Raw genomic sequence first — 15,250 nt, forward strand, 5'->3', positions numbered from 1 at the left:
CATGAGTTTCTGGCAGCACGCCTCGGCCGTCGTCGACGACGGCGCCCAGCTCGGCGCGGGCACCAAGGTCTGGCACTTCAGCCACGTGTGCGCGGGCGCGCGCGTCGGCGACGGCTGCTCGCTGGGGCAGGGCGTGTACGTCGGCAACGACGTGACGATCGGCCGCAACGTGAAGATCCAGAACAACGTGTCGGTCTACGACGCGGTGACGCTGGAGGACGACGTCTTCTGCGGCCCGTCGATGGTCTTCACCAATGTCTACAACCCGCGCTCGGCGGTGCCGCGCAAGAGCGAATACCGCCGCACGCTGGTGAAGCGCGGCGCGACGCTGGGCGCGAACTGCACCGTCGTCTGCGGCGCGACGATCGGCGAGTACGCCTTCGTCGGCGCCGGCGCCGTGGTCAAGGGCGATGTGAAGTCCTATGCGCTGATGGTCGGCGTGCCGGCCCGCCAGATCGGCTGGATGAGCCGCCACGGCGAGAAGCTCGATCTGCCGGTCGAGGGCCGGGGCCGCGCGACCTGCCCCGCCGGCGGCGATCTTTATGAACTCGACGGCCAGACGCTGACGCTGGTCAAGACCCAGGATCCCGCGCCATGAGCCTTCCCTTCATCGACCTCAAGGCCCAGTACGCCGCGCTGAAGACCACGATCGACGCGCGCATCCAACGCGTGCTGGACCACGGCCAGTACATCATGGGCCCGGAGGTCAAGGAGCTGGAGACGGCGCTGGCCGCCTACGTCGGCACGAAGCACTGCATCACCGTGGCCAGCGGCACCGAGGCGCTGCTGATCGCGCTGATGGCGCTGGACCTGCAGCCCGGCGACGAGGTCATCACGACGCCCTTCACCTTCGCCGCGACGGTCGAGACCATCGTGCTGCTGGGCGGCGTGCCGGTGCTGGTCGACATCGAGCCCGACAGCTGCAACCTCGACGCGACGCTGATCGAGGCGGCGATCACGCCGCGCACGAAGGCCATCATGCCGGTGAGCCTCTACGGCCAGGTCTGCGACATGGACGCGATCAATGCGATCGCCGCGAAGCACGGGAACATCCCCGTCATCGAGGACGCCGCGCAGAGCTTCGGCGCTTCCTACAAGGGCAGGAAGAGCTGCGGCCTGTCGACCTGGGGCGCGACCAGCTTCTTCCCGAGCAAGCCGCTGGGCTGCTACGGCGACGGCGGCGCGCTGTTCACCGACGACGACGCGCTGGCGCAGGCCGCGCGCGAGATCCGCGTGCACGGCCAGAGCCAGCGCTACACGCACACGCGGGTGGGCGTCGGCGGCCGCATGGACACGCTGCAGTGCGCGGTGGTGCTGGGCAAGCTGGAGCGCTTCGACTGGGAGATCGCGCAGCGCCTGGCCCTCGGCGAGCGCTACCAGCGCCTGATCGCCGGGCTGCCGCTGCAGCGCCTGGCGGTGCGCGAGGACCGCGATTGCGTGTGGGCACAGTTCACCGTGCAGGTCGACCGCCGCGACGCGGTGGCCGAGGCGCTGAAGCAGGCCGGCATCCCGACCGCGGTCCATTACCCGAAGCCGCTGCACCGCCAACCCGCCTATGAGCAGCGCTGCCGCGTCGCGACGCCGCTGCCGAACTCGGAAGCCGCCGCCCAGCGCGTGATGAGCCTGCCGATGAGCCCCGACCTGAGCGAGGCGCAGCAGGACCAGGTCGTCGCCGCGCTGCGGGCGGCGTTGACCTGACCGCCCCGATGCTGATCGGCTACACGCTGGATGCGGTGCGCGCCCGGATGCGCGCGCGGGTCGCGGCGTGGCTGGGACTGGACGTGGGCGTGCGCGCGCAGATCCACCCCGGCACGCGCGTGCGCTGCGGTGCGGGCAGCGCGCTGGGTGCGGGCTCGATCCTGTACCGCGACGTCCAGATCCTCGCCACGGGCGAGGGCCGCTTCACGATCGGCGCGCGCAGCCACATCGCCCCGGGCGGTTACCTGCTGGTGGGCGACCAGGCGCTGTCGATCGGCGACGACGTCGCCATCGGTCCCGGCCTGATGCTGTTCTGCGAGTCCAACGCCGTGACGGCCGACGGCCTGTTCCGCGACCACTACCGGCGCGGCGAGATCCGCATCGGCAGCAACGTGTTCATCGGCGCCCGCGTGACGGTGCTGCCGGGCAGCTTCATCGACGACGGCGTCGTCGTCGCGGCGCATGCGGTGGTGCGAGGCCACCTGCCCAGCGGCTGGGTCTACGGCGGCGTGCCGGCGCGGCCGCTCCACCGGATCGACGGGGCCCGTCCGCCGTCGACCGGCCCGTGAAGGGTCACGTCGCCGGCGCGCTGCGCTGGCGCGACCTGCCCGGCGCGCTCCGGCACTGGCTCCGCCGCGGCGAGGCCGGCGTCGAGGATTTCCGCGCCGCCTTCGCCCGTTCCCTCGGCCTCGATCCGGCAGAGGCCGGGGAGGTCCGCCTGTTCGGCACGGGGCGCGCGGCGCTGCACGCGTTCGTCGCATCGCTGGACCTGCCGATCGGCTCGGAGGTGCTGCTGCCGGGCTACACCTGCGTCGTCGTGCCCAACGTGTTCATGCACCTGGGACTCGCGGTGCGCTACGTCGACATCGCGCGGGACGACTTCAACCCGACGCCCGACGCCATCTCCAACGAGATTTCCACGGACACCCGGCTCGTCGTCGTGCCGCACAACTTCGGCCTCGTCACCGAGGGCCTGGACGCGCTGCGCGCGAAGCATCCGGACGTGGTGTTCGTCGAGGACGCCGCCCACGCCTGGGGCAGCACCGATGCGATCGGCCGCACGGTCGGCACCCTGGGGCACGCGGCGTTCTTCAGCTTCGAGTATTCGAAGCCGCTGACCACCGGCATCGGCGGCGCGCTGGTCATCCACGACGCCGCATTGCGCCAGCGCTTCGCGGCGCGCATGCCCGCGCTGCGGGCGCCAGCGACGTCGACCGTGGTCAAGCAGCTGCTGACCCTGTGCTGGCACCGCCTGACGATGAGCCTGCCGCGCCCGGCGCTGCAGGCGCTCACCGCGCTGCTGCGGGCGCCGTCGCGGATGCTGGGGGTCGTCGCGAAGACGCCGGACAGCGAGGTCGCCGGAGAGACGGCGCCCGACTACCGCGCCGGCCTGCATCCGCTGAGCGCGGCGGTGGGGTTGATGCAGGCGCGACGCTGTGACGAGGTCCACGCGCTGCGCCGCGCGCAGGCCCAGGACTACGACGCGCTGCTGGCGAATCTGCCGGGCTGGGAATGGCCCGTGCGCGCGCCCGGTGCCGTGCTCTTGCGCTATCCGCTGCTGCTGCCGGACGCCGCGACGCGCGACGCGGCGATCGCGGCGCTCGAGGACGTCGGCATCGTCGGCGGCACCTGGTTCGACGACGTCGTCCATCCGCGCGGCAGCCGGCGCTTCGGCTATACCGAAGGCGAGTGCCTGAACGGCGAGCGCGCCGCGCGCACCGTGCTCAACCTGCCGCTGGGACGGCATGCGCGGCTGCGCCCGTCGCAACGCGCCGACCTGCGCGCGATCGCGGAACGCCACGGGGGCAAGGTCCGATGACCGTCCGCCGCCGTTTCGCCCAGCTCGCCGGCGCGTCCATGTTCACGCAGGCGATCCCGATGCTGATCGCGCCGCTGCTGACGCGCTGGTATGGCGCGGAGGCGCTCGGCCACTGGGCGCTGTTCGTGGCGCTGGCCGCGAACCTCGCGACGATCGCCAACGCGCGCTACGAGTTCGCCATCGTCCTGCCCCGCCGCGACGGCGAGGCCGCGCTGGTGCTGCAGCTGGCGCTGTGGATCGCGCTCGGCATGGGCCTGCTCACGGCGGTCGGGGCCACGGGCTGGCACCTGGTGATGGCGCATCACGCGAAGCTCGGCGGGCGCTGGGTGGCGCTCGACCAGCTGGACCCCTGGCTGCTGATGCTCGCCCCGGTGGTCGCGCTGGCTGGCATGCAGCAGGCGCTGAGCCTGTGGAACAACCGCCAGGGCCGCATCGACGTGATCGCTCAGGCCCGCGTGCTGCAGCAGACCGTGATGGCCGCCGCCCAGGCCGCCGCCGCGCTGGGCGGCTTCGCCGGCGTCGCGGCGCTGGTGCTGTCGCAGAGCCTGGCCGCGCTGCTCGCGCCGCTGTGGCTGCTGCGGCGCGGGGCCCGCTGGCGCCGTGCGACACGGCTGGACCGGGCCGGCAAGACCTGGCACTGGCGCCATCTGCGGCGCCTGGCCTGGCGCTACAAGCAGTTCCCGTTGCTGAACAGCCCGCATGCCTTCGTCAACGCGGCGCAGGAAACCCTGGTGCTCGCGATGATCGCCGCCTGGGCCGACGCCGCGACGGCCGGCTACTACGCGCTGATGGTGCGTCTCGTGAAGGCGCCGGCGACGCTGGTCGGCGGCGCGCTGTCCGAGGCGCTGCTCGGCGAGCTCGCCCGCGACTGGCAGCGCGGCGTCGATCTCCGTCCGCGCCTGCTGCGCGGCATCCGGCTGCTGGCGATGGTCGCGCTGCCCTGCATGGTCGTGCTGATCGCGATCGGGCCGGCGCTGTTCGGCTGGTTGCTGGGCGACGACTGGGCCCGTGCCGGCGAGTATGGACGCTGGCTTGCCCCGTATGTCGCGGCGCATTTCATCGCGGCGCCGCTGACGGTCACGCCCATGGTCACCGGCCGCCAGCGCGGCGCGCTGGTCTTCAGCCTGGTCGGTAACGCGCTGTATGTGCTGCCGGTCGCGCTGGTGCTGAGTACCGGCGGTGCGCTGACGACGGCGCTGGCCGCCATCGCGGTGCTGCTGCCGGTCTATTTCGCGATCTATCTGGCGTGGCTGGTGCGCGGCTCCGCGCCGCGTCCTGCCCTGCACGGAGCCCCTGCATGAGACTGGTCCTGATCGGTGACGGCGAAAGTCCCCACCTCCTGAAATGGGCGCGCGCGCTGTCGCAGCAGCGCGAGCTCGAACTGTGGGCCGCGTCCACGCGCGGCTTCGCGCCGGAGTTCCAGTTCCTGATCCCCGAGGACCGCCGCCTCGCGCTGGACACCGATCCCGCGCACGCCGGCGGCAACATCGCGGTGCTGAAGCAGCTGCCGGCGCTCGGTGCCTGGCTCAAGCGGGTCGACGCCGATTGGCTGCATGCGCACTACCTGACCTCGCACGGCACGCTGGCCTGGGCCGCGCGCCGCGGTTGGAAGCTGCGCGCGAAGATCGCCGGCTCCGCCTGGGGCAGCGACATCCTCGTCACGCCGGACCAGGGCTGGGCCTACCGCTGGCTGACGACGAAGGTGCTGAAGGCCTGCGCGATCACGACCTCCGACTCCGAACACATGAGCGCCCGCATGCGCGAGCTGGGCGCGGCCGAGGTGATGACCTTCCCGTTCGGGCTGGAGCAACTGCCCAAGCAGAACGTCCGCAAGCAGCCCTGGCTCTTCTACGCCAACCGCGGGCTGGAGCCGATCTACCGGCCGCATCGCGTGATCGAGGTCTTCGCCGCGATCGCCGCGAAGCAGCCCGAGGCGCGACTGGTCGTCGCGAACGACGGCTCCCTGCGTGGCGCGATGGAAGCGCAGGTGGCGTCGCTCGGCCTGGCGGACCGCGTCGAGTTCGTCGGTCGCCTCGACGCGACCTCGCAGGGCCGCCGTTATGCGCCGGCCCGCTGGTTCCTCAGCCTGCCGCAGAGCGACTCGGTGTCCGTCTCCGTGCTGGAGGCGATGGCGCACGAGTGCCTGCCCATCCTGTCCGACCTGCCCGCCAACGACGAGGTACTGGGCACCGGGGGCATCGCCAGCATCGATGCGGCGATGCACCCGAACGCGAAGCTGCTGGGCCGTCACGGCCTGATCCTGAAGGACGGCGACGACCTCGCCACGCTGGCCGACCGGCTGCAGCTGATGGTCGGCCAGAGCGACGTCGCGGGCCATTCGGTCGACGCCGACCGCCTCGGCGCCGCCAACCGGGCCTGGGTCGCCGAACACGCGATGTTCGCCCCCGCCGTCAAGACTTTCATCGAGCGCCTGAAGCGCCTCTGAGCCTGTCCATTCCCCATGAAGCTGCTGCTGATCAACCACTACGCCGGCTCGCCGAAGCACGGCATGGAATTCCGCCCGTTCTACCTGGCCCGCGAGTGGGTCCGGACGGGCCACCAGGCGCTGATCCTGGGCGCGTCCTACTCGCATGTCCGCACCACCCAGCCCGAGCCCGGCATGGCGGCGATGAGCGGCGTGAACTACCTGTTCTACGACACGCCCGAGTACCAGGGCAACGGCACCGGCCGGGTCAAGAACATCTGGTCCTTCTGCCGCCAGGTCTGGAAGGACGCCGACATCCTGGCGCGCGAGTTCGCGCCGGACGTCGTGATCGCCTCCAGCACCTACCCGATGGACATCTGGGTCGCGCGCCGCGTCGCGAAGCTCGCCAAGGCCAAGCTGGTCTACGAGGTGCACGACCTCTGGCCGCTGTCGCCGATCGAACTGTCGGGCATGTCGAAGTGGCATCCGTTCGCGATGCTCTGCCAGAAGGCGGAGAACGACGCCTACCGCGATGCGGACGTCGTCGTGTCGATGCTGCCGAAGGTGCACCAGCACATGGCCGCGCACGGCCTCGACCTGAAGAAGCTGCACATCGTGCCCAACGGCATCACGCTGGACGAGTGGTCCGAGCACGGTGAGCCGCTGGACGCCACGATCCAGGCGCACCTGGACGCCGAGCGGGCGGCGGGGCGCACCGTCGTCGGCTACGCCGGCTCGATGGGCGAGCCCAACGCGCTGGACGTACTGCTGGATGCGGCGAAGCTGACCCGCGACTCGGCCCCGGCGTTGCGCTTCGTCCTCGTCGGCGGCGGCCATCTGCGGGAACGGCTCGAAGCGCGCGTGCGCGACGAGGGCCTGACGAACGTCGCGATGTTCCCCGCGATCCCGAAGGCGCAGATCCCGTCGCTGCTGAAGGGTTTCGACATCGCCTACATCGGCTGGCAGCGCACGCCGATCTACCGTTTCGGCATCGCGCCCAACAAGCTGATGGACTACATGATGGCGCAGCGGCCGGTGCTGCATTCGGTCGAGGCGGGCAACGACCCGGTGGCCGAGGCCGGTGCCGGGCTGACGGTGCCGCCGCAGGATGCGAAGGCGGTCGCGGAGGGCCTGCTCAAGCTCGCCGCCGTCCCGGCCGAGGAGCGCGCCGCCATGGGCCGTCGCGGCCGCGAGTTCGTGCTGGCGAATCACACCTATCCTGTCCTGGCGCAGCGTTTCATCGACGCGGTGTCCTGAAACGTCCTTCCCCTGTCTTTCTCCCCCGTCCCTGCAGTCCCGATCAACGCAGTCTTCACCGCGGCTCCGGCCGACGACGACATGACCCAGGACCGAGAACTCCAGGCCATCGCCCAGCGTTACGCCCGCCGCGACCAGCGGCTGGCCGGGCTGGAGCGCTACAGCCTGCTGCGCCCGGAGGTCTGGCAGATGCTGCACGAGCGCCAGGCGGCGATGCTGCGGCTGCTGGCGGCGCACCGCGCGTCGCTGGCGGACCCCGCCGCGCCGTTGAGCGGCTGGCGCATGGCCGAGGTCGGCTGTGGCGCGGGCGGCAACCTGATGGACATGCTCCGGCTGGGCCTGCTGCCGCAGCACCTGACCGGCATCGAACTGCTGCCCGAGCGCCTGGAGGCCGCGCGTGGCGCGCTGCCGCAGCAGGTGCGGCTGCTGGCCGGCGACGCGTCGCAGGCGGACGTCGAGCCCGGCAGCCAGGACCTGGTGCTGCAGTCGACGGTGTTCTCGTCGATCCTGGACGACGGCCTGCAACGCCGGCTGGCCGACGCGATGTGGCGCTGGCTGACGCCGGGCGGGGCGGTGCTCTGGTACGACTTCATCGTCGACAATCCGCGCAATCCCGATGTCCGGGGCGTGCCGCTGAGACGCGTGCGCGCGCTGTTCCCCGAGGGCCGGATGGCGGTGCGCCGCGTCACGCTGGCCCCGCCGATCGCGCGCGCCGCCTGTCGCGTGCACCCCGGCGCCTACCGCGTCCTCAACACGATCCCCTTCCTGCGCAGCCACGTGCTGGCGCTGATCACCAAGACACCATGAGCACCACCGATCCGAAGTCCGAGGCCAAGCTGCCGTTCCTCCCCTTCGCGCTGCCCGAGCTGGGCGACGAGGAGATCGCCGAGGTCGTCGACACGCTCAAGAGCGGCTGGATCACGACCGGCCCCAAGGCCCGCCGCTTCGAGCAGGCCTTCGCCGAGTTCCTGGCCGAGCCGCAGATCGAGTGCATCGCGGTGAACTCCGCCACCGCCGGCCTGCACCTGGCGCTGGAGGCCCTGGGCATCGGCCCCGGCGACGAGGTGATCACGACGACGCATACCTTCACCGCGACGGCGGAAGTGGTGCGCTACCTGGGCGCCGACGTGAAGCTGGTCGACATCGACCCGGCGACGATGAACATCGCGATCGACCAGATCGAGGCCGCGATCACGCCGCGCACGAAGGCGATCATCCCGGTGCACTACGCCGGGCTGGCGGTGGACATGCTGACGCTGCTGGACATCGCCCGCAAGCACGGCCTGAAGGTCGTCGAGGACGCCGCGCACGCGCTGCCGACGACGCTGGAGAAGGAACTGATCGGCACGATGGGCAGCAACGCCACCGTGTTCAGCTTCTACGCCAACAAGACGATGACGACGGGCGAGGGCGGCATGCTCGTCACGCGCGATCCCGAGCTGGCCAAGCGCGCCCGCGTGATGCGGCTGCACGGCATCAACCGCGACGCGTTCGACCGCTTCACCGCGAAGGTGCCGAGCTGGTACTACGAGATCGTGGCGCCCGGCTTCAAGTACAACCTGACCGACATCGCCGCGGCGCTGGGGCTGCACCAGCTCAAGCGGCTGCCGGCCTTCCAGAAGCGGCGCGAGCAGATCGCCGCGCGCTACTTCGAGGCGCTCGCGGACCTGCCGCTGATCCTGCCGCCCAAGGCGCCCAACGAGGACGTGCACAGCTGGCACCTCTACGTGCTGCGCCTGTCCGATGCGGCCGTGGCGGCCGGCGTGTCGCGCGACCTGTTCATCGAGCGCATGTTCGAGCAGGGCATCGGCTGTAGCGTCCACTACGTGCCGCTGCACCAGCATCCGTACTGGCAGGAACTCTACGGCCTGACGCCGGAGATGTTCCCCGAGTCGCAGAAGGCCTACGAGCGCACGGTGACGATCCCGCTGTACACGGCGATGACCGACGACCAGGTCGAGCGCGTGATCGCCGCGGTGCGCCGCAGTCTGGGCTTCTGAGCGCGAGATGGCCAAGCGGCTCTTCGACATCGTCTGCGCGGGGCTCGGGCTGCTGCTGCTGAGCCCGCTGCTGCTGGCGGTGGCGGTGTGGATCAAGCTGGATTCGCGCGGGCCGGTGATGTTCCGGCAGGAGCGGGTGGGGCGTTTCGGCCGGACCTTCCGCATCCACAAGTTCCGGACGATGCGCGTGGACGCCCCCCGTCTCGGTCCGCAGATCACCATCGGCGACGACGCGCGCATCACGCGCAGCGGCCGCTGGCTGCGCGCGAGCAAGGTCGACGAGCTGCCCCAGCTGTGGGACGTGCTGCGCGGCGCGATGAGCCTGGTGGGCCCGCGGCCCGAGGTGCCGCGCTACGTGGCGATGTACCCGGCGGAACTGCGCGAGCTGGTGCTGTCGGTGCGGCCGGGCATCACCGATCCGGCGTCGCTGAGCTTCCGCAACGAGAGCGAACTGCTGGCGCGGGCCGAGGATCCGGAGCGCGAGTACGTCGAGGTCGTCATGCCGATGAAGCTGGGGCTGGCCGCCGACTACGTGCGCAACGCCAGCCTGGGCGGTGACATCCGGCTGATCCTGGCGACGCTGGGCGCGATCAGGGCTTGAGAGAACAAGAGAACACGATGAACTGGTTGTCCCTGGACGCATTCCTGACGCGCATCCGCCCGTACCGCGAGGCGGCGGCGCTCGCGCTGGACATGGCGGCGGTGGCGCTCGCGTGGCAGGCGACCTATCTGTTCCGTCTCGGTTTCGAGCGCTGGTTCGAGGCCCGGCCCGACTACGACCACTGGGTGATGCTGGGCATCGTGGCGCTGTACGGGCTGCTGCTGAAGGCGTTCCAGGTGCCCAAGGGGATGTGGCGCTTCAGCGGCTTCGGCGAGGTCAAGCGGCTGGCGGCGGTCTGCGTCGCCGCCGGCCTGATCGCGGCCGTGGCGGTGCTGATGGCGCAGCTGACCAAGGTCCCGCGCGCCGTGCTGGCGCTGCACCCGGTGTTCACGCTGATGGTGCTGGCGATGATGCGCATGGGCTACCGCATGCTGTACGAGCACATGCGCAGCCGCATCAGCGGCAGCGCGCTGGAGCAGCGCCGCGCGCTGGTGATGGGTGCGGGCGACGCCGGCCGACTGCTGGTGGCGGGGATCCAGCACCAGCAGGGCTGGGTGGTTGTCGGCTACCTGGACGATGCGCCGGAGAAACGCGGCGCGCGCGTGGCCGGCGTGCCGGTGATCGGCACGCTGCAGGACGCGACGCGGCAGGCGGACCTGCACGGCATCACGCACGTGATCGTGGCGATGCCGGCGGCGACGACGCCGGAGCGGCGCCGCGCGCTGGATCTGGCGGGCAAGACCGGCCTGGCGGTGCTGACGGTGCCGAGCAGCCAGGAGCTGCTGGCGGGGCGCGCGGTGAACCAGGTGCGCGACATCGAGCCGGAGGACCTGCTGGGGCGCGAGCCGGTGGAGCTCGACGAAGGCGGCATCAGCGAATGCATCGGCGGCAAGGTGGTGCTGATCACCGGCGCGGGCGGGTCGATCGGCTCGGAGCTGTGCCGCCAGGTGGCGCGCTACGGGCCGTCGAGGATCGTGCTGTACGAGCTGAGCGAGTTCGCGCTGTACCGGATCGAGCAGGAGCTGTCGGAGAAGTTCCCTCACATCCCGCTGGTGCGGCTGATCGGGGATGTGAAGGATCTGGAGCACCTGCGGTTCACGTTCGGGAAGTACCGGCCGCAGATCGTCTTCCATGCGGCGGCTTACAAGCATGTGCCGCTGATGGAGGAGGAGAACGCCTGGGCGGCGCTGCGGAACAACACGCTGGGGACGTATCAGGCGTCCCTGGCGGCGGCGGAGTCCGGCGCGGAGCGCTTCGTGCTGATCTCGACGGACAAGGCGGTGAATCCGACCAACGTGATGGGCGCGACGAAGCGGGCGGCAGAGCTGGTCATCAGCCACATGGCCGGGCAGGGGCATGCGACGAAGTTCATGGCGGTGCGGTTCGGGAATGTGCTCGGCTCGAGCGGCAGCGTGATCCCGAAGTTCAAGGAGCAGATCGCCAGGGGCGGGCCGGTGACGGTCACGCACCCGGACATCATCCGCTACTTCATGACGATCCCCGAGGCGGCCCGGCTGGTGCTGCAGGCCGGCGCGATCGGCGAGAGCGGGCAGGTGCTGGTGCTGGACATGGGCGATCCGGTGAAGATCGTCGATCTGGCCAGGACGATGATCCGGATGGCGGGGCGCTCGGAGCAGGAGATCGGGATCCGGTTCACCGGGCTCAGGCCGGGTGAGAAGCTCTATGAGGAGCTGATCGCGGACTCGGACAGGACGGTGCCGACGCGCATCGCGCGGGTGAGGATCGCCAAGCTGGGGCAGGTGGGGGCCGATGGCGGGCTCATCGACTGGGTCACCGGTTCTGTCGATCAGGCGCAGTCCGCGCGGGACATCGTGGTGGCGGGCCTCAAGCGCTGGGTCGTCGAGTACGGCGCACCTGGCGCCGCGCGCGAGGCGGGTACCGCGGCACCGGGAGGCGGCGATCGAGTCGCGTCCGTGGCGGCGCGAGCGCCCGACGAGGCTGCGGGATGAGGCGTGCGTTGGCGATGGTGATCGCCCTGACGGGGTTCGGGTTCATTGCGGCGATCGGGCTGGCCGCGACGGCCGGCGGGCGCCAATGGCTGCACCGTGCCGACGCGGCACTGCTCGGCGAACGCGCGATGGACACGATGGCGCGATTGCGCACGGACGAGGACTGGTCCATGGCCGCGGCGTTGCGGCCGGATCAGGACTACGCCTGGCTCCAGGCCGGTGGTGCGCCGCCGGTGCGCATCGCCCATGCACTGGGGGAGTCGGGATCGGCCACGGCCAACACGCTGGCCGCGGCGCGCCGCGCGTACGCGGCCGGCTTCCGGGTGCTGGAGGTCGATCTCGTCGACGAGGCGGGCGTGCTGCGCTGCCAGCATGACCCGGGGCCGCAGGGAGACCTGGTGCAAGACGGCTGCACCTTCGAGACCCTCATGGCCGAGCTGCCGCCGGACGCCTGGGTCGTGCTCGACATCAAGACGGATTTCGAGGTCGTGGGCCGCCGCATCGTTGATCGCGTGACGGACACCGCCTATGCGAAGCGCGTCGTGTTCCAGCTGTATCGCCCCGGGGACTTCGCGCTGTTCAATCGCTGGCAAGCGCAGGCGTCGCTGCCAGGGCCGATATTGACGGCGTATCTCGCGCATCGCCGCATCGATCACGTGGCCGCGGAGGCCGGAAGGATCGGGGTCCGCGCGTTCACACTGCCGATGGACAGGATGCCGGCGCTGACGGCTCGGCCCGCCGGCGCGGCCGTGCTGGTGCATCCCGTTCACAATTGCGCGGCCTGGGCGGACGCGAGACGTTTCGCCGATGGTGCCTACCTGCTGTCGTCGCTGCATTGCGGCGCGCCGTCCTCATTGGGGTCTCGATGAGTTCCATTTTTCACAGCCGTCGGGCGATCGGGGCGCGCCCCGCGGCGCGTGCGGTCCCGCGGGGATGGCTGGTCGTCCGTTTCGTCTGCATCGTCGTGGCGTTGCATGCACCGTCGTGGCTGAGCGTCTGGATCTTCCAGACACCCTTGGCCGAGGAGCGGCCGCTGTTCAACCTCGACCTGCTGGTCGCTGCGGCGCTGGCCTGTGTGTCGACGCTGGCGGGCGGTGTCGCGCTGGTCCTGGCCTGGTCGGCGGACATCATCCGGGCCGCGGCCAAGAACTACCACTTCATGTCGACCTTCGACTTCGTCGATGCGGCGCGTTTCGTCGACATGCTCAACCTGCGGACCTTCCTGTCCCCGTCGCTGCTGGGCGCGGTGACGGGCTTCGCGATCTGTCTCTGGCTGACGCTGCGTCTGACACGTCGTTCGCGCACGCTCGCCTTGCCATTGCTGGGCCTGGCCCTGCTGGCTGCGGGGGCGACGCCGCCAACGGATCCTTCCATATTTTTGGCCTGGACAAGGACAGCCGAATCGTCAACATGAACTTCGCCGGGAGTCCGGCATGGAACGTGTGGCGTGCGGAACGGCAGAGTCTGTCGGTGTCCGGGCCGCCGTCGCCGATGCGCGATCCGGCCACTTTCCAGGCGCTGCAGGCATGGCAGTCGGCGCATCCTGGACAGAGCTCGATGCTGGTGCTGGTCGAATCGATGGGCCTGCCGCGCGATCCTGCGCTCCGCGACTGGATGGCGCAGCGCCTGGCGACGCCACGTCTGGCGGCCCGGTGGTCGATCCAGATCGCGGATGAGGAGTTTGTCGGCTCGACGACGTCGGGGGAACTGCGCACGCTGTGCGGCCTGCAAGGCCACTACACCCGGTTGAGCAACGACATCGCCGCCGGCTGTCTGCCGCGGCGCCTCGCGGACCAGGGTGTGACCAGCACCGGCATCCATGGTTTCGGCCTGCGGATGTTCGATCGCAGCGAATGGTGGCCACGCGCCGGCCTGCAACCCTGGCGGTGGGCCGAGCGCGACCCGTCTGTGCCGATGAACTGCAACCAGGCCTTCCCCGGTGTCTGCGACAGCGCGGTGCTGGGGAAGCCGTGAAGCAGGCGCAGACGCCCGGGCGTTTCGTGTATGCCCTGACGCTGGACACCCACCTGCCTCTGGACCTTCGTCACGCGGCACCGCTGCCAGCAGCGCTACAGACCGCTTGTGCGGCGTCATCGACACCGGAGCAGGCCTGCCGGATGGTGCACGAGCTGGGAGAGGTGCTGGCGCGTCTGGAATCGACACTGGCGGCATCGCAGGCGACGCCGTTCCTCGTCGTCGTCGGCGATCACATGCCGCCCTTCAGCGAGACCGTCAACCGCGAGTCGTTCTCGGCACATCGGGTGCCGATGTTCGTGATGACGCCCCGCTGAGGGGCGGAACAGCGGGCCGGTCCGGGCCGTCCGTCAGCGTCGACCCTCGTAGATCGCGGTGATCCTGTCCATGCGGTCGGACAGCCTGTAGTGCCTCAGCACCTTGGCCCGCGCCTGCGCGGAGAAGCGCGAACGCAGGGCGTGGTCGTCGACGAGATCGATCAACGCCGAAGCCAGCGCCTGGTCGTCGTCCAGTGGGAACAGTCGCCCGTCGCTGCCGTCCTGCACGAGATGGTGGTTGCCGGGAATGTCGCTGGCGAGGACGGGCACGCCGGAAGACATCGCCTCGAGGATCGCCAGTGGCATGCCTTCCCATCGCGACGGCAGCACCATCAGGTCCAGCGCTTTCAGGAGCGCGGGCACGTCGCTGCGCCAGCCCAGGATGCGGATGCGGTCCGCGTGGCCGGAAGCGAGGATGGCCGCATCGAGTTCGGCGCGGTACTCGCCGTCGCCGATCATGAAGAAGCTGACCTTGCCGCGTTGCGCCGCGACCCGGATCGCGGCACGCACGAAGCATTGCGGATTCTTCTGGAGCCACAGCCGGCCGACCATGCCGACGAGGACGTGGTCGTCCGAGTCGATGCCGAACGCCGATCGGCGGAGCGCGCGACGTGACTCGGGCGCGGCGGGCGCGTACGTGTCGACATCCACGCCGTTGGGCAGCAGTGCCAGGCGGGCGTCGGGGACGCCGAGCAGGTCTCGGGCGATGGCGGCGTCGGTGTCGTTGAGCACGATCATCCGGTCGGTGGCCTTGCCCGCGCGCCGTTCCAGGAACTTGAAGATGGCCTTGATGGCGGGACGTGACTCGGCCGGGAAGGCGTAGCCGTGCACCGTGTGGACGATGGTCGGGACGCCGGCGGCCTTGGCGGCGAGGCGCCCCAGGATGCCGGTCTTGGAGGAATGCGTGTGGACGATGTCGGGACGCTCCGCACGGAAGAAGTCCCTCAAGGCGACGTAGGCCTGGACGTCCCGCTTGGGCGAGATGGCGCGCTCGAGTTCCGGGACCAGGTGCACGCGCACGCCGATCTGGCGGAGCTGTTCGGTGAACTCGCCCTCGCACTTGCAGACGGCGATGCGTTCATAGCGCGCCGGGTCCAGGTGGGACAGTTCATCGAGGGACACCTTCTGCACGCCGCTCATCAGCGGCAGCAGTTGCAGGTGGACGATCTTCTTGCGAGAGGTCATGAAG

Annotated in this window: 16 protein-coding genes; 15 read left to right on the forward strand and 1 reads right to left on the reverse strand. The window is 70.5% G+C overall.

Annotated elements, in window-relative coordinates:
- Window position 1: 1 nt before the first annotated feature.
- From ACQ859_RS07380 to ACQ859_RS07450, 15 genes are all read left to right on the forward strand, one after another.
- Window positions 2–598: a DapH/DapD/GlmU-related protein gene (locus tag ACQ859_RS07380; protein WP_431265227.1), complete on the forward strand. Its 597-nt coding sequence runs from the start codon at window positions 2–4 to the stop codon at window positions 596–598.
- Window positions 595–1,698, forward strand: a complete 1,104-nt coding sequence (locus tag ACQ859_RS07385; protein WP_431265228.1) for a DegT/DnrJ/EryC1/StrS family aminotransferase — start codon at window positions 595–597, stop codon at window positions 1,696–1,698. Before ACQ859_RS07380 ends, ACQ859_RS07385 begins: the two co-directional genes overlap by 4 nt.
- An 8-nt stretch (window positions 1,699–1,706) precedes the next feature.
- Complete coding sequence (locus tag ACQ859_RS07390; RefSeq protein WP_431265229.1) at window positions 1,707–2,267, forward strand: acyltransferase; 561 nt, start codon at window positions 1,707–1,709, stop codon at window positions 2,265–2,267.
- The gene (locus ACQ859_RS07395; protein WP_431265230.1) at window positions 2,264–3,517 is read left to right on the forward strand and encodes a DegT/DnrJ/EryC1/StrS family aminotransferase; all 1,254 of its coding nucleotides are present in this window, start codon (window positions 2,264–2,266) and stop codon (window positions 3,515–3,517) included. The genes ACQ859_RS07390 and ACQ859_RS07395 overlap by 4 nt, the downstream gene beginning before the upstream one ends.
- Window positions 3,514–4,818, forward strand: coding sequence for a lipopolysaccharide biosynthesis protein (locus tag ACQ859_RS07400; protein ID WP_431265231.1), 1,305 nt, complete (start codon window positions 3,514–3,516; stop codon window positions 4,816–4,818). Before ACQ859_RS07395 ends, ACQ859_RS07400 begins: the two co-directional genes overlap by 4 nt.
- Window positions 4,815–5,963: a glycosyltransferase family 4 protein gene (locus ACQ859_RS07405; protein WP_431265232.1), complete on the forward strand. Its 1,149-nt coding sequence runs from the start codon at window positions 4,815–4,817 to the stop codon at window positions 5,961–5,963. Before ACQ859_RS07400 ends, ACQ859_RS07405 begins: the two co-directional genes overlap by 4 nt.
- 15 nt (window positions 5,964–5,978) lie before the next feature.
- Window positions 5,979–7,199 carry a glycosyltransferase family 4 protein gene (locus ACQ859_RS07410; RefSeq protein ID WP_431265233.1) on the forward strand — a complete coding sequence of 407 codons (1,221 nt, stop codon included), beginning with the start codon at window positions 5,979–5,981 and terminating at the stop codon, window positions 7,197–7,199.
- A gap of 81 nt (window positions 7,200–7,280) precedes the next feature.
- Window positions 7,281–8,006, forward strand: a complete 726-nt coding sequence (locus ACQ859_RS07415; protein WP_431265234.1) for a class I SAM-dependent methyltransferase — start codon at window positions 7,281–7,283, stop codon at window positions 8,004–8,006.
- Window positions 8,003–9,199, forward strand: coding sequence for a DegT/DnrJ/EryC1/StrS family aminotransferase (locus ACQ859_RS07420; RefSeq protein WP_431265235.1), 1,197 nt, complete (start codon window positions 8,003–8,005; stop codon window positions 9,197–9,199). The genes ACQ859_RS07415 and ACQ859_RS07420 overlap by 4 nt, the downstream gene beginning before the upstream one ends.
- Window positions 9,200–9,206: 7 nt before the next feature.
- Window positions 9,207–9,800 carry a sugar transferase gene (locus ACQ859_RS07425; RefSeq protein ID WP_431265236.1) on the forward strand — a complete coding sequence of 198 codons (594 nt, stop codon included), beginning with the start codon at window positions 9,207–9,209 and terminating at the stop codon, window positions 9,798–9,800.
- Window positions 9,801–9,817: 17 nt separating this feature from the next.
- On the forward strand, window positions 9,818–11,770 hold the full coding sequence (locus ACQ859_RS07430) for a polysaccharide biosynthesis protein (RefSeq protein ID WP_431265237.1): 1,953 nt from the start codon (window positions 9,818–9,820) through the stop codon (window positions 11,768–11,770).
- Window positions 11,767–12,639 (forward strand): hypothetical protein, encoded by an 873-nt coding sequence (locus ACQ859_RS07435; RefSeq protein WP_431265238.1) that lies wholly within the window; start codon window positions 11,767–11,769, stop codon window positions 12,637–12,639. The genes ACQ859_RS07430 and ACQ859_RS07435 overlap by 4 nt, the downstream gene beginning before the upstream one ends.
- Window positions 12,636–13,184 (forward strand): hypothetical protein, encoded by a 549-nt coding sequence (locus ACQ859_RS07440; RefSeq protein WP_431265239.1) that lies wholly within the window; start codon window positions 12,636–12,638, stop codon window positions 13,182–13,184. Before ACQ859_RS07435 ends, ACQ859_RS07440 begins: the two co-directional genes overlap by 4 nt.
- Window positions 13,181–13,744 carry a hypothetical protein gene (locus ACQ859_RS07445; RefSeq protein ID WP_431265240.1) on the forward strand — a complete coding sequence of 188 codons (564 nt, stop codon included), beginning with the start codon at window positions 13,181–13,183 and terminating at the stop codon, window positions 13,742–13,744. The genes ACQ859_RS07440 and ACQ859_RS07445 overlap by 4 nt, the downstream gene beginning before the upstream one ends.
- Window positions 13,741–14,061: a hypothetical protein gene (locus tag ACQ859_RS07450; RefSeq protein ID WP_431265241.1), complete on the forward strand. Its 321-nt coding sequence runs from the start codon at window positions 13,741–13,743 to the stop codon at window positions 14,059–14,061. Before ACQ859_RS07445 ends, ACQ859_RS07450 begins: the two co-directional genes overlap by 4 nt.
- 33 nt (window positions 14,062–14,094) lie before the next feature.
- On the opposite strand, the gene ACQ859_RS07455 is transcribed toward ACQ859_RS07450, so the two are convergent.
- A complete protein-coding gene (locus ACQ859_RS07455; protein WP_431265242.1) occupies window positions 14,095–15,246 on the reverse strand; it encodes a glycosyltransferase family 4 protein in 1,152 nt (383 codons plus the stop codon).
- Between the last annotated feature and the right edge of the window lie 4 nt (window positions 15,247–15,250).

It is taken from the genome of Roseateles chitinivorans, from assembly GCF_050632235.1.
In the GTDB taxonomy this organism is placed as follows: Bacteria; Pseudomonadota; Gammaproteobacteria; order Burkholderiales; family Burkholderiaceae_C; genus Roseateles; species Roseateles chitinivorans_A.

Excerpts from the sequence above, each read along its gene's own strand:
- ACQ859_RS07410 (WP_431265233.1), top strand. The coding sequence starts at position 5,979 with ATGAAGCTGCTGCTGATCAACCACTACGCCGGCTCGCCGAAGCACGGC.
- ACQ859_RS07445 (WP_431265240.1), top strand. The coding sequence starts at position 13,181 with ATGAACTTCGCCGGGAGTCCGGCATGGAACGTGTGGCGTGCGGAACGG.
- ACQ859_RS07430 (WP_431265237.1), top strand. The coding sequence starts at position 9,818 with ATGAACTGGTTGTCCCTGGACGCATTCCTGACGCGCATCCGCCCGTAC.
- ACQ859_RS07440 (WP_431265239.1), top strand. The coding sequence starts at position 12,636 with ATGAGTTCCATTTTTCACAGCCGTCGGGCGATCGGGGCGCGCCCCGCG.
- ACQ859_RS07385 (WP_431265228.1), top strand. The coding sequence starts at position 595 with ATGAGCCTTCCCTTCATCGACCTCAAGGCCCAGTACGCCGCGCTGAAG.
- ACQ859_RS07390 (WP_431265229.1), top strand. The coding sequence starts at position 1,707 with ATGCTGATCGGCTACACGCTGGATGCGGTGCGCGCCCGGATGCGCGCG.
- ACQ859_RS07425 (WP_431265236.1), top strand. The coding sequence starts at position 9,207 with ATGGCCAAGCGGCTCTTCGACATCGTCTGCGCGGGGCTCGGGCTGCTG.
- ACQ859_RS07380 (WP_431265227.1), top strand. The coding sequence starts at position 2 with ATGAGTTTCTGGCAGCACGCCTCGGCCGTCGTCGACGACGGCGCCCAG.
- ACQ859_RS07405 (WP_431265232.1), top strand. The coding sequence starts at position 4,815 with ATGAGACTGGTCCTGATCGGTGACGGCGAAAGTCCCCACCTCCTGAAA.
- ACQ859_RS07435 (WP_431265238.1), top strand. The coding sequence starts at position 11,767 with ATGAGGCGTGCGTTGGCGATGGTGATCGCCCTGACGGGGTTCGGGTTC.
- ACQ859_RS07415 (WP_431265234.1), top strand. The coding sequence starts at position 7,281 with ATGACCCAGGACCGAGAACTCCAGGCCATCGCCCAGCGTTACGCCCGC.
- ACQ859_RS07420 (WP_431265235.1), top strand. The coding sequence starts at position 8,003 with ATGAGCACCACCGATCCGAAGTCCGAGGCCAAGCTGCCGTTCCTCCCC.
- ACQ859_RS07400 (WP_431265231.1), top strand. The coding sequence starts at position 3,514 with ATGACCGTCCGCCGCCGTTTCGCCCAGCTCGCCGGCGCGTCCATGTTC.
- ACQ859_RS07455 (WP_431265242.1), bottom strand. The coding sequence starts at position 15,246 with ATGACCTCTCGCAAGAAGATCGTCCACCTGCAACTGCTGCCGCTGATG.